General features: G+C 55.3%; 14 protein-coding genes. 13 read left to right on the top strand and 1 reads right to left on the bottom strand.

All coding sequences use genetic code 11. The annotated features are described in order from the left end of the window. The first annotated feature begins 89 nt into the window (after positions 1–89). The 11 genes from MBOO_RS06870 (at position 90) to MBOO_RS06925 (ending at position 10,096) form a co-directional block, all read left to right on the top strand. The gene (locus MBOO_RS06870) at positions 90–1,235 is read left to right on the top strand and encodes a Re/Si-specific NAD(P)(+) transhydrogenase subunit alpha (protein WP_012106865.1); all 1,146 of its coding nucleotides are present in this window, start codon (positions 90–92) and stop codon (positions 1,233–1,235) included. Then, positions 1,232–1,549 carry an NAD(P) transhydrogenase subunit alpha gene (locus tag MBOO_RS06875; RefSeq protein WP_012106866.1) on the top strand — a complete coding sequence of 106 codons (318 nt, stop codon included), beginning with the start codon at positions 1,232–1,234 and terminating at the stop codon, positions 1,547–1,549. The genes MBOO_RS06870 and MBOO_RS06875 overlap by 4 nt, the downstream gene beginning before the upstream one ends. Then, positions 1,546–2,928, top strand: a complete 1,383-nt coding sequence (locus MBOO_RS06880) for an NAD(P)(+) transhydrogenase (Re/Si-specific) subunit beta (protein WP_012106868.1) — start codon at positions 1,546–1,548, stop codon at positions 2,926–2,928. The genes MBOO_RS06875 and MBOO_RS06880 overlap by 4 nt, the downstream gene beginning before the upstream one ends. Positions 2,929–3,485: 557 nt before the next feature. Continuing rightward, positions 3,486–3,752 carry a hypothetical protein gene (locus MBOO_RS06885; RefSeq protein ID WP_012106869.1) on the top strand — a complete coding sequence of 89 codons (267 nt, stop codon included), beginning with the start codon at positions 3,486–3,488 and terminating at the stop codon, positions 3,750–3,752. A 171-nt stretch (positions 3,753–3,923) separates the two neighbouring features. Next, on the top strand, positions 3,924–4,613 hold the full coding sequence (locus tag MBOO_RS06890) for a vWA domain-containing protein (protein ID WP_012106870.1): 690 nt from the start codon (positions 3,924–3,926) through the stop codon (positions 4,611–4,613). A 7-nt stretch (positions 4,614–4,620) separates the two neighbouring features. Further along, on the top strand, positions 4,621–5,529 hold the full coding sequence (locus tag MBOO_RS06895; protein ID WP_012106871.1) for a PP2C family serine/threonine-protein phosphatase: 909 nt from the start codon (positions 4,621–4,623) through the stop codon (positions 5,527–5,529). Then, on the top strand, positions 5,523–6,881 hold the full coding sequence (locus tag MBOO_RS06900) for a protein kinase domain-containing protein (RefSeq protein WP_012106872.1): 1,359 nt from the start codon (positions 5,523–5,525) through the stop codon (positions 6,879–6,881). The genes MBOO_RS06895 and MBOO_RS06900 overlap by 7 nt, the downstream gene beginning before the upstream one ends. Further along, positions 6,878–7,714, top strand: a complete 837-nt coding sequence (locus MBOO_RS13055; protein ID WP_012106873.1) for a HEAT repeat domain-containing protein — start codon at positions 6,878–6,880, stop codon at positions 7,712–7,714. The genes MBOO_RS06900 and MBOO_RS13055 overlap by 4 nt, the downstream gene beginning before the upstream one ends. A 90-nt stretch (positions 7,715–7,804) precedes the next feature. Beyond that, the gene (locus MBOO_RS13900) at positions 7,805–8,293 is read left to right on the top strand and encodes a hypothetical protein (protein WP_012106874.1); all 489 of its coding nucleotides are present in this window, start codon (positions 7,805–7,807) and stop codon (positions 8,291–8,293) included. 45 nt (positions 8,294–8,338) lie between these two features. Beyond that, positions 8,339–9,448 (top strand): TIGR04013 family B12-binding domain/radical SAM domain-containing protein, encoded by a 1,110-nt coding sequence (locus MBOO_RS06920; protein WP_012106875.1) that lies wholly within the window; start codon positions 8,339–8,341, stop codon positions 9,446–9,448. A 6-nt stretch (positions 9,449–9,454) separates the two neighbouring features. Next, the gene (locus tag MBOO_RS06925) at positions 9,455–10,096 is read left to right on the top strand and encodes a metallophosphoesterase family protein (protein WP_012106876.1); all 642 of its coding nucleotides are present in this window, start codon (positions 9,455–9,457) and stop codon (positions 10,094–10,096) included. Here the strand turns inward: MBOO_RS06925 and cyaB are convergent. Continuing rightward, on the bottom strand, positions 10,086–10,613 hold the full coding sequence (gene cyaB / locus MBOO_RS06930; protein ID WP_012106877.1) for a class IV adenylate cyclase: 528 nt from the start codon (positions 10,611–10,613) through the stop codon (positions 10,086–10,088). The genes MBOO_RS06925 and cyaB overlap by 11 nt on opposite strands. A gap of 57 nt (positions 10,614–10,670) precedes the next feature. Here cyaB and MBOO_RS06935 point away from each other — a divergent pair, with 57 nt between their 5' ends. Continuing rightward, positions 10,671–11,348, top strand: coding sequence for an FKBP-type peptidyl-prolyl cis-trans isomerase (locus tag MBOO_RS06935; protein ID WP_012106878.1), 678 nt, complete (start codon positions 10,671–10,673; stop codon positions 11,346–11,348). Positions 11,349–11,751: 403 nt separating this feature from the next. Beyond that, positions 11,752–12,825: a glycosyltransferase family 87 protein gene (locus tag MBOO_RS06940; protein WP_157677629.1), complete on the top strand. Its 1,074-nt coding sequence runs from the start codon at positions 11,752–11,754 to the stop codon at positions 12,823–12,825. Positions 12,826–12,892: the final 67 nt, after the last annotated feature.

The following is a 12,892-nucleotide window of genomic DNA, read 5'->3' on the forward strand; positions in this document are numbered from 1 at the left end:
GACGAACCTGTAGGATACAACTGCAGATCATCCTATGGAGTGAAGTACTTGTTTTGCTCTGATATGACCAGACAGGCCCGGTGGGTGCCATGACCGGGCTTCTTGTGATTGCTATCCCAAAGGAACTCGCACCCGGGGAACAGCGGGTGGCGACCGTACCGGACGTGGTCCGGAACCTGAAGAAATCGGGCTGTGAGGTCCGGGTGGAACACGATGCCGGTGCAATGGCCTACTATACCGATGCTGCTTTTACCGCTGCGGGAGCTACAATCGTCTCCGACCGGGACGCACTGCTGGCCGGTGCCCGGATCGTTCTTGCGGTTCAGCCACCTACCGTTGCAGAGGCAGAGCAGCTGCCGGAAGGTACCATTGTCATCGGGTTCATGAACCCGGCAGGCAACATTGAGGCCATCAAAAAGATGCGCGACCGCAAGATCACCGCGTTTGCCCTTGAACTGGTGCCAAGGATCTCCCGTGCCCAGAGCATGGACGCGCTCAGCTCGCAGGCAACCGCCGGGGGGTATGTCGCAGTCATCCTCGGCGCTGAGCACTGTCCCAAATTCCTCCCTATGCTCACGACAGCGGCCGGAACGATCCGTCCCTCCACGGTGCTCATCCTTGGTGCCGGTATTGCCGGCCTTATGGCGATTGCCACCGCAAAGCGTTTGGGCGCCCTTGTCGAGGCCTACGATGTCCGGCGGGCCGCAGGCGAACAGGTAAGAAGCCTTGGTGCCAAGTTCCTCGAACTTGAGATAAATGCTGAGGGCCAGGGAGGTTATGCCCGTGAGCTTACGGCAGAGGAGAAGATAAAGGAGCAGGAGATGGTCTCTGCCGCTGTTGCCCGGGCAGACATCATCATTACCACCGCAGCCATTCCCGGCCGTAAGGCCCCGGTCCTTGTCACAAAAGAGACCGTTGCCACTATGAAGCCGGGCGCCGTCATTATCGATATGGCTGCAGAGACCGGTGGTAACTGCGAGCTTACGCAGGCCGGAAGAACCGTCCAGGCTCATGGGGTTACCATCATCGGGCCAAAGAACCTCCCGGCAAAGGTACCCTTCCACGCAAGCCAGATGTACGCAAAGAACCTGCAGTCGTTCCTGACTCTCCTTGTGGACAAGAATGGGGTGCTCGTCACCGAATATACCGATGAAATTCTTACCGCCAGCCTCCTTGTCCATGGCGGACAGGTCCGGCACCAGCCCACAAAAGACCTCCTGGAGAAGACACCATGATCGACACCACCATGCTCTGGACCGCGATCTACATCGTGATGCTGGCGGCCTTTGCCGGCTATGTCATTATCAGCAGAGTCCCCGCACTCCTCCACACGCCGCTCATGAGCGGTTCGAACTTTATCCACGGTATCGTCCTTGTGGGTGCGATGGTCGCACTCGGCCTTGCCACAACCCCGCTCGAACAGCTTATCGGTTTTATTGCAGTCATACTCGGGGCTGCAAACGTAACTGGCGGCTACGTGGTGACCGAGCGGATCCTCCAGATGTTTGACCGCTCGAACAAGAAACCTAAAGAGGAGGCAAGGAAATGATCGACTTTGCCTGGCTTATTGACCCGGTCTACATCGTGACGATCTTCTTCTTTATCATCGGCATGTACCGGATGAGCCATCCGCTCACGGCACGCAGCGGGATTGTCTGGGCCGGCGCTGCCATGCTGATCGCAACGCTCGCCACGTTCCTGACCGCAAACCTCAATAACATTGCCCTTATGGCGATCGCAATCGTGATCGGCGGCGGTTTTGGCTATATTGCCGCAAAGCGCGTGGCCATGACCGGTATGCCCCAGATGGTAGCCCTCTTTAACGGTATGGGCGGTGGGGCAGCAGCCGGAATCTCGGCAGTCGAGCTCCTCGGCACCATTGATGTGACCAGTTCGCTTGCCATTATCGGTGGTATTATCGGTGCGGTCTCGTTTGCAGGGAGCATCATCGCATTTATGAAGCTCCAGGGCTGGATGCGCCCGCGGCCGGTTACATTCCCGGGCCAGCAGATCGTTAATACCGCAGTGCTTGTACTTGCCATCCTTTCGGGTGCGTTCATCATTCTCACCCCTGCCTGGCTCCCGCTGGGAATTGCTACGTACCTCCCGCTCTTCTTTGTCCTCTCGCTCCTCTTTGGCGTGCTCATGACACTGCCCATTGGCGGGGCGGACATGCCGGTTGTCATCTCGATGTACAACGCATTTACCGGCCTTGCAGTAGCCCTTGACGGTTTCTCGTTTGCAACCCCCAACTACGCGATGGTGGTTGCCGGGATTATCGTAGGTGCAGCAGGTTCGCTCCTGACCCTCCAGATGGCAAAGGCAATGAACCGCTCGATCACCAACGTCTTTTTCGGCGCATTCGGTGCAACCGAAGAAGACGGCGCTACGATCCAGGGCAGCATGAAGCCGATCGAGGCGGACGATGTTGCCGTGATGCTTGCCTACGCAGACAAGGTTGTCGTTGCCCCCGGATACGGTATGGCAGTGGCCCAGGCCCAACAGAAGGTCAAGGAACTTGCCGACCTCCTCGAAAGCCGGGGCGTCACCGTAAAATTTGCCATCCACCCGGTGGCCGGCCGGATGCCCGGGCACATGAACGTACTCCTTGCCGAAGCCGGAGTTGCATACGACAAGCTCTTTGACCGCGACGAGATCAACCCGGAGTTTGCCGGTACCGATGTTGTGCTTGTTATTGGGGCAAACGACACGGTCAACCCTGCCTCCCACCGGCAGGGAAGCCCGCTCTACGGCATGCCGGTTCTGGATGTGGAGCAGGCCAAGAACGTGATTGTGCTCAAGCGCGGGCAGGGCAGGGGCTTTGCCGGGATAGAAAACGACCTGTTCTACCGGGACAATACCCGGCTGCTGTACGGCGATGCGCAGGAAACTGTGGCAAAGGTCGTTACGGCGCTCAAGAAACTATAAGGATCTCCGGGAAATTCTGGGCTAATATCTTCTTTTTTAGAAAGGTCGCAGGTAACAACCTTTTATTTCCCAAAAAATAACCGGCTCAGTGTAAAAGATTTTTCAAAAAAAAAGCCGGTCGCGTTCCGGCAATTTCCAAAAAAGATCGACCACCCTGCCCCCCTCAATCAAAAAAAACTGATCTCCCCCTCTCCCCACAGTTTCCAGTTGCGAAAAAAATTGACCGGTCCGATCAATTCCGGAATCGATCGGGGTGACCGTTTATTTCCATTGTAAAAACATGTCCTTCCACGGGATGTTCAGAAGTAACGTGGAGATCGGTCCGATCGTTTTCAAAATCGATCGATCCGGCCAATTCCGGAGATGGTCGGGCCGATCGATCGTACAGCAGAATCAAAGATGGCCCCTCCCCCCCACTTCACGGTCCGCAAAAAAATCGGTCGGATCGATCGATTTTGAGATGGGTCGCTCCGCCATCCCGTGAGATTACTCCGCCCACATATTTAAGAACAAATATTGCCAATATGTAGAGAAAACATTACAAGGAGTGTATTAAAATGGACTTTGGAAATCTTGGCGGCCTTGGCGGCTCGCTTGCCGGATTCATTGCAACCCCCGAAGGGCAGGCTGCGGTAAAGAACTTCCTTTCAACCCCTGATGGTATGAACCTGCTCAAGAGCTTTGCAGCGTCCTCACAGGGCCAGCAGGTGATCATGAGCATTCTTCCTTCCGTTGTAGACGGGATGAACCTTCCTGAACCGGTGAAGGCAATGATCAAGAGTGCGGTCCCGGCCGGTTCCACAACGACCACCCCCTCCCAGTAAAAATTTTTGTTTTTCCTTTTTTTGCGCCTCCCGGTGAGGGCGCATCAGCATTCCAAGCCTTTTGGACAGTCCGCCTGACCGGTGATCTTATATGGTAGCCGGATAGATTGAGTACCAAGGTAAAAAGGGGGAGTTTTTATCGAAGATGCGATTCCTATCCCTGACGGTCAGGTGGCCCGCAAGCAGCTCCACTTTTTCTGGCTTGCTGACTGCTCCGATTCCATGCGGGGAAAGAAGATTGCAACGCTCAACCAGGCTATCCGGGAGGCACTTCCCGAGGTCCAGAAGGCTGTTGCCGCCTACCCGCAAGTCGATATCCGCATGCGGGCAATAAAATTCTCCAATGATGCCGCATGGCATGTGGGCCCTGACCCGGTTCCCATAAATGAATTTGTCTGGCCTGAGCTCGAAACCGAGGGCCTGACTGCCACCGCAAAGGCCATCCGCCTCCTTACCGGTGAACTCTCTATCGAACGCATGCCACGCCGCGGCCTCCCCCCAATCTGCATCCTTATCTCCGATGGATTCTGCACGGATCCCCGCGAGGAATACGATACCGCGATTGCCGAACTTGGGAAGATCCCCTGGGGAATCAAGGCCGTCCGGCTTGCTATCGCCATTGGAGACGAATCAGATTACAATGCCACAGAACTGCTCAAGTTCGCAAACCAGGAATCCGTTGGCCTTTTAAAGGCGCACTCTCCTGAGGAACTTGTGGCGTACATCAAGTGGGCGTCAGTAAGCGCGTCGGTTGCCTCGTCCCGGGGCCGGAGCAGGGGCGCTCCCGCTGAGGAGGATACCTCCAACGTTGCCCTCGAGTCCCCGCCGCCGATGATCACATCCAACACCGACCTGTTCTAATTCCCCTATGCCGTCTCCTGAAGAATTCTCCTGCACCTGCGAGACCGGCCTTGGCTGGGCATTCGGGTGCAGCCGGACAGGGGCTGCCCACCTGCGGGCCGGGCGGCCCTGCGAGGATGCATATGCCCTCTGGAGCGGTGCTGCCGGGGCAACGCCCTGCATTGCTTTTGCTGTTGCTGACGGACACGGAGACCCCCGCCACGACCGGAGCAGGACCGGTTCTGCTCTTGCCGTGGAAGCGGCCACGGCAGAACTGGTAACATTCCACCGTTCGTATGCTGACGGGAACATTCCCCGCCAGCAGTTCCGTGCGGCTTTCAAGGCAGATTTTCCCCGGCTTGCCACCCGGCGCTGGCGGGAACTGGTGAGCCTTGACGGACAGCGACGGGACCCTGCCGTCAGTCCGGCAGATGCAGGTTTTACCCGGTACGGGACAACGCTGATGGCAGGGCTGGTGGTCGATGACAGCATTCTCCTTGCCCAGATCGGCGACGGGGACATGATGCTTGTCCGGCCAGGGGGGGAGATCGAGTTCCCCCTCCCGCATGACCCGCTCCTTGCGGGTAACGAGACACGATCGCTCTCTTCTGCCGATGCCCACCTGCTCTGGCGAACGGCAATTCTTGACCGGAGTAAAGGGGGCGTCCTCCTTGCTGCAACTGACGGGATATCGGATTCCTTTGCCGGTGCAGAGAGCGAGGAGTTTGCGGTTTTTATCAGGAGCCTTGCCGACCGGATTCACACCTACGGGAACGAGGCAGTGGCCCATGCAATGGGAGGCTGGCTCGACCGGTTCTCACAAATAGCAAGCGGGGACGATATGACGCTTGTCTGGGCCTGTGTCCGCCCGCGGGAAGTGCCGCAGGTGGCGGAAACCAACCGGGACGATTTCTTCTCCTCCGGGGAGGAATGGTAGCAGTGCCTCTTTCTTCCGGCCAGCGCCTCCGGGCCCGCCAGCTTCAGACCGACCTGCAGGTAATAAAAAAGATCGGAGAGGGCACTCAGGGCGAGGTGTATCTCGTGGACGGCCCGCAGGGATACCAGACTGTGAAATGGTACCGCCCTGATCAGGCAACCCCGGAGCAGAAGGATGCCATTGCCTACCTGGTCCGGACCGGCCCACCGTACGGGGCAGCGGGCAGGAGATTTATCTGGCCGCTCGACTTGGTTACCGCTGATGAAACCAGACAGTTCGGGTACCTTATGGCCCGGATAGACACGGAGCGCTTTGCCGAGCTTGGCGAGATCTGGGCGCATCTCAAGCCGGTCCCGGGGATTGCGGCGCTCTGCGAGATCTCCTACCAGCTGGCAAACAGTTACCGGGCGCTCCACCTTTCAGGCCACTGCTACCGGGACATCTCGGCCGGGAACCTGATGTTTGATCCAAAAACCGGTGATGTACTTATCTGTGATAACGATAACGTGGGCATCAACCGTCAGTCACAAAGCCAGGTCTGGGGGACACTGGAGTATATGGCTCCCGAACTTATCCGTGGGGAGTGCGATCCTTCAACTGAAACCGATCTCCATGCTCTTGCGGTCCTGCTCTTCTATCTGTGGGTCTGGCACCACCCATTCCATGGCGAAATGGAGTACCGGTATCACTGCTGGGATATCCCGGCAAAAAAGCAGGTGTACGGCATTAACCCGGTATTTGTCTTTGACCCGGAGAATACGACAAACCGCCTTCCCTATGATCCGGATTATGCGATTGCCCGCCGCCGCTGGGAACTCTGTCCCCCGGGACTCAAAGCACTCTTTACCCGGGCTTTTACCGAGGGTCTTTCCACTCCGGGCCGTCGGGTTACCGAAGGAGAATGGCAGGGGCTCTTTTCCTCCCTCAAGGACCGGGTGATGCCCTGCCCCCGCTGCCGGGCTGAGAACATTGCCGGGGAAAACGGGGCGGACTTTTCCTGCTGGAACTGCAAAAGCCCGATTCCTCCGCTGCCGTTTCTCCTGATCCGCCGCCCTGGAGGGAATGCCTCTATTGCACTAGCCCTGGGCACTACCCTGCACGCTTATCATACCGACCCGGGAAACAGCAACGGCGGAGGTACTACGGAGATTGGCCGGGTGGTCTCCCATCCGGCAATTCCGGGCGCTGCCGGGATCCGGAACCTCTCCGAAAGTACCTGGAGGGTAACGTTTCCTGATGGGACAATCGCTGCTGTCCCCCCGGGTAAGGCCGTGCCCCTTCACCCGAAAACCTCCATTATCATTGACGGCATATCCTGTACCATCATGCCGCCGGGCCGGGAGACTTCATGAACGATACCGCACGAACCATGCTTGTCCGCCTGGTCAGCCTGTACGGGGTATCGATCGCTCATGATGCCAACAGGTGCGAAGGTCTGCTGCGCGATACCTGCCCGGAGTGCAACCGGGAGATCTTTGTCCTTGTCCACACGGTACGCCAGCATATCCCTGACGATCTCCTCACCCCCCGCCACACCCTTCCTCTTGCCCTGACCGAGGCGTTTCTTGTAAAGAGGCTGGAGGATGAACTGGGGTTTTCCGTTGATGTGGCACGTTGGGCGGTCACCAGCTGGGCCGAGGCCCTTGGCCGGGCAGACCCGGCTCCTGCGCCGGTGCAGGAATTAGTCAGGGTGGCACCGGAGCCCGTTTCTGGGAGTACTGACCCGGCACTGCGTGCCCAGTGGACCGAAAAACTCAGGAATGCAACCCGGCCGGTCCGGCTTGGGATCATCGCAAATCTCGCGGCAGCACCGGATGCTACTAATTCCCGGCTTCTCATTGCAACTCTGGAAAACGATGACTGGGCTGTAAGGGAGGCAGCATTCGACACTCTCTGCGATCCCGGAACCAGTGCATCCGGGCTGCTTATCGACGCCCTCCACGAGGCGCCCGAAGGGCTGACTTGGCGGATCGTTCTGGTTCTTGGGGCCCTGAAAGCCCGGGATGCCGTAGGATCCTTACTCCCCCTTCTCGACTGCTCACCACGGGTCAGGGATGCCGCCATCTGGGCGCTGGGGGAAATCGGGGATACAAGAGCAGCAACCGCGCTGATGGACCTGATACGCCATGCCGACAGCGCCACCGGACATGCCGCAGAGGATGCACTCAGGAAGATCGGCAGATAACTCTTATTTTATCCCGGAGAGATCTCCTTAAACGAAAGTCCCGGGACGTGGATCGCAACTCACAAATAATTCCGCCGATCATTTTCTGGTATGAAAGCGAGCACGGTTGTTGTACTGATTATTCTTGTCTCTTTAGCTGCGATCCTTGCCGGCTGCACCAGCTCCCAGAATGCCGCGTCTTCACCTTCTTCGGGTAGCTCCGCTGCCGGTACTTCCTCCGCGGTCTCGTCACTGACAACGAGCCCCACAGATGCCATGCCCCAGAACATGGGGGTCACGGTCACCGTTGGCGAGAAGGATTACCTGGGCAATATCCCGGTCACCTTTAACGGGGGCGCCGGCCAGATTAATGTGAATTCCATCCAGGTCGTCCTCACCAAGGCGGACGGAACAACCCAGACAGCAACTCTCGGATCTGATGCCGGCGATACAGTGAACCTTGCCGGGACACGCGGGACCGGATCCCTTGCCGGGGAATTCGATCGCGTGCAGGTCTATGTCACCATGAACAACGGCCAAACCTACAAGGTAGCTGATGTCCTGCGGCAGTACCGCTCGCGGAGCGGAAGCGGGGAGTAACCGCCCCCCTTCTGATCCAGGGTCCACAATAACGGAAATGACGGAATGCAGGTAAACTGGAGGGAGATCCCAGCCGCACGGAATTCCTATGCCGTCCTTTCTGCGGCATGCGCGGCAGGAGGCTGGAATCTCCAGCCCGTGGAAAAGCCGGAGGCTGACGTTACCTGTTATTCGCTTACGTCGATAAGCGTGCGGAGATACCGCGACGAGATCGCCGGGGCCGGCTGCATCACGATCGCCGGGGGGCCGCATGCGACAGCCTGCTGGCATGAAGTCGCAGAGTATACCGATTATGTGGTCGTGGGGGAAGGGGAATATACCCTTCCGGCACTCCTTGCCGATCTTGAGGCCGGGGGAAGCTGCAGAATTCCCGGAGTAGCAACCCGGGAGGGATACGAGCCGGTAAAAAGCAGCGTCCGACTCGACGCCTACCCGGCTTTTTCCGAGGTAAAAGGCTACGTGGAGATCTCACGCGGCTGCCCCTTTGCCTGCGGGTACTGCCAGACTCCACAGATCTTCGGACACTGCATGCGGCACCGCTCGATAGACGAGATCGCGAAATATGCCAACCGGTACGGGCAGGCACGGTTTGTTTCCCCCAATGCCTTTGCCTATGGATCGGACGGGATCCACCCGCGTTTTGACAAAATCGAACGCCTCTTACAAAAGATCAAAAAAGAGATCTTTTTTGGGACATTCCCGAGCGAGGTCAGGCCGGAATTTGTCTGCGAAAAGTCACTTGCCCTTATCTCCGAATACTGTACCAATACAAAACTTCACTTTGGCGCCCAGTCGGGGAGTGATGCGGTGCTCAAACGACTCCGCCGGGGACATACCGTGGATGACGCGATTGCGGCAGCAGAACTCTGCGCCGTTGCCGGGATCACCCCGGTGATTGATTTTATTGTCGGATTTCCCTTTGAGACTGACGAAGACCAGGAGGCTACTATTACCGTGATAAAAGATCTCTCGCGGATTGGGAAGATCCATGTCCACCGGTTCATACCGCTCCCCGGAACAGACCTCACCGGAACATGTGCGCGTCCGCTCCTTCCTGCCACAGAAAAAATCTGCGGGGATCTCGCCTTCGGCGGTAAACTGACCGGCTCATGGAACGACCCTGAGATAAGGTTTTTTAAAAGCCGTTCTCAATGATATACCATGAAAGATGTGCTTTTGATAGCAGATCTCCATGGTCAATTCGGTAAAATTGATTCATTTCTGGAATTGAATCCGGAAGCTGTATTTATCGCCGGCGATATCACCAATATGGGTCCGGTGGACATGGTTGATGATGTACTTTCCCGTATCGATGTACCCTGTTTTGCGGTACCGGGCAACTGTGATCCCAAAGAGATCCTCGATACGCTCGAACACTCGGACGCTGTATGCCTGCATGGTGCACAGATAAACCTTGGCCCCATGACGATCGTGGGGGTGGGCGGTTCCAATCCCACGCCGTTTAACACGCCGTTCGAGCTTACCGACAAGCAGATCGATGACTTGCTCGTCCATGGCATGGCAAAGATGGAAAAGACCGTGCACAACGTGCTCATCTCCCACCCACCGCCGTTCGAGACCCTGGATGTGGTCAATGGCGAGCATGTGGGCAGCCAGAGCGTGCGCCGCCATATGAAAAACTTCGACCTTGTCTGCTGCGCCCACATCCACGAGCAGCGGGGCGTAAAAGAGGTCGATGGCGTGAAGATTGTCAACCCCGGTCCTGCAATGGACGGCTACTGTGCCATGCTCCATTTCGGGAACGAGGCAAAAGACATCAAGATCGAACTGCTCACCGTGTAGATAGGAGCAGTTCGAGATACGAGGCGAGGATCGGCTCGCCCCCAATTCCCAACTCTTTTGCAAGTTTCATAATTTCTGCAGTGGCAGCTTCACCATTGTTCTCGGCCATGATCTCGATCTCGGCAAAGGTACCCAGGCCCTCGACGGTATCGAGCGCAAAGGAAGCGTTCCCCAGTCGGTAGTTCTCCCGCCACTTGTTCACTTCTGCGGTTTTGGTAAACCCGAGCCGGTTCAGGATCGTCTCGAAGACCTCGCCGGATTCCACGCAGGTGTTAAGCTCTTCCCGTGCTTTGAGATTCAGTTCGGGGATCTTCTTTCCTTTGTAAGTCACAAGAGCCGGGCCATCGGTGTACCGGACCCGCAGGGCCTCATCCGTGGTGCCGAAATCGCGGTGCGGGGCATTGTAATAGATATCGTGCTCGTGCTGCTTTCCGGTGAACTCAGCATGCCGGGCAAGGAGGTTCTTACGGAGGGGATCGAGCGCATCTACGCGTACCTTGAGTTCTATTTCGAGCATGATCGTGCCACACTTTTATCTGTCATTGTTGCGATTTAATATAGTCAGGTGAAGATTATGACAATAAAAGAAGGAGATTTTGTAAAACTCAGTTATACGGGCAGCGCAAACGGTATTGTTTTCGATACCACCGATGAGGCTGTAGCAAAGAAGGCAGATATCCACAGCCCGTCCGCGATCTATGGCCCGGTCACAATCTGCATTGGCCAAAAGCACGTGATCACCGGCCTTGACGAGGAACTGGTAGGAAAGAAGGTAGGTACCGAGGCTGATGTCACCGTCCCACCGGAAAAGGCCTTTGGGGAGCGCGACCCGAAAAAGGTCCAGTCATTCCCCAAGAGCAAGTTCCAGGAAAAGCCCGTCCGCGGGATGCGCATCTCTGTTGAGGAGCACGGCGAAGGTGTAGTTGTTGATGTGATCGGCTCCCGGGTTCTCGTTGACTTCAACGCCCCCCTTGCCGGCCAGACCCTCACGTATCACTACAAGATTGAGGAAGAAGTCACCGATCCGCTGGAGCAGCTCAAGGGGATTATCCGGCTCTATGCGGGGAAGGACATGGAGGCTTCGCTTGATGAGGGCAAGGCCACCATCACCCTCCCCCCTGGCATCAACTACGATCGGCGCTGGCTTCTCTGGCGCGGCCGGATCATTCACGAAGGCTTCGAGAGTGTTAAGGGGATTAACGAGATCACGCTCGTTGAGACCTACAAGAAGCCGGAAAAGAGGGAAGAATAAACCGGTTAATTCGAATCTTTTTTTTGTTTTTTCAAATCAAAAACTTCACAGAACACATTTCACCGTTTATCCGGAAATATCTGCTTATTCTGCTCGGGATAAATCACCCCGGGAGAGGTATCTTTCTCAAGCCGGAAAAGAAGATGGGCTCCCACCAGAATTAAATATTGTATCCGGCTAAAATTTAATCTGTTAACAGGTGTTTTCAATAGCATCGGTAAAATATTCTAAAAAGGAAAAACAAAGGAAAAAATCAGGGCTTTTACCACCTTCCCAGAATCCCTGGAAGATCCTCTACATTGGGCTGTGCCTCGTTCTTATCGCTCTGACAGCATTCCAGTTTTTTGTGATATTCCGGGAACCCACATATGGTGAAGATTACCGCGTTTTTGAAGGTGCTGTTTTGGCATTTGACCATATGCAGAATCCCTATGTTCTCGATAACATTAACCAGTATGTTGGGCACTATACGGGAGAGGTTCTTCCCTTCACCTACCCCCCTCATACGCTGTATTTCTTCGTGATTCTCGATCAATTCCTCGTATTCCAGAATATCGGAATATATTATGTATTGCTGATCCTCCTCCTGATACTCAGCGGATATCTTATCGTGACCTTGGATCAGGATCCGGATTATCTTTTCCTCATTACCCTGATAGTAGCCGGATTTATGGGAACTGCATGGAACCTTGTAACCGGTAACAAGGATATTTTATTCCTGTTTTTATTTGCCCTCATCTTTGTTTTGCTGCTAAAAGAGAGATTCTGGGAATCTGCTATCATAACCGGCCTTGCTGCTGCCGTTTCGCTTATCACAGCGCCCTTTGCAGCACTGTACCTTATCGTAAAGCGCCCTCTCCCGCATCGTTTCGCATACATATGCATCGCGGGAGGAGTTGTTGCGGCATTGTTTGTTGTGAGCTATTGCATTAACCCGGCATACCTTGGATCCTATATCAGTACCCTGCAGGGGACCTCAAGCCCCCTGTATGATCAGGGAGGAACTGATACACCCACACCCTTCCTCCTGTTCGGGGATCTCCTAAAAGAGATAAATATCAATGGCATTTTGCCGGTCGCCATTGTTGCATGCATTTACGCCGGCCTTATCCTGTATGCGACAGGGATATTTTTTACCAGCAACGAAAAGAATACGCTCAAAATGTATTCCATTGTTTTTCTTGCTATCTTTATGATGCTGCCACGAATAAAACCCTATGACTTTATTATCACGGTCATACCGCTTTACTTTTTATGCAAGGATTACAGTTACCGGATGAAATGCCTGATGTTGGGGGTTATTTCTCTGCCGATCTTTTTCTGGTTCCTTAATTTTTTTTCCGTTTATACTCAGGGATTTCCTCTCAAGTTGGGAGGATATATCCAGGCATACAGCCTCATCCTTGTCTTTATTCTGATAATTTTGTACGATCGATGGCTCCCTGTAACGCTTAATGGGGAGGGCATAGCAAGTTAAAGAGATCTGATATCACAGGAAATGTTATTTTTCTGAATAATAGGGATAGGAAATAGCCTTGATGCTG

The organism is Methanoregula boonei 6A8 (assembly GCF_000017625.1).
In the GTDB taxonomy this organism is placed as follows: Archaea; Halobacteriota; Methanomicrobia; order Methanomicrobiales; family Methanospirillaceae; genus Methanoregula; species Methanoregula boonei.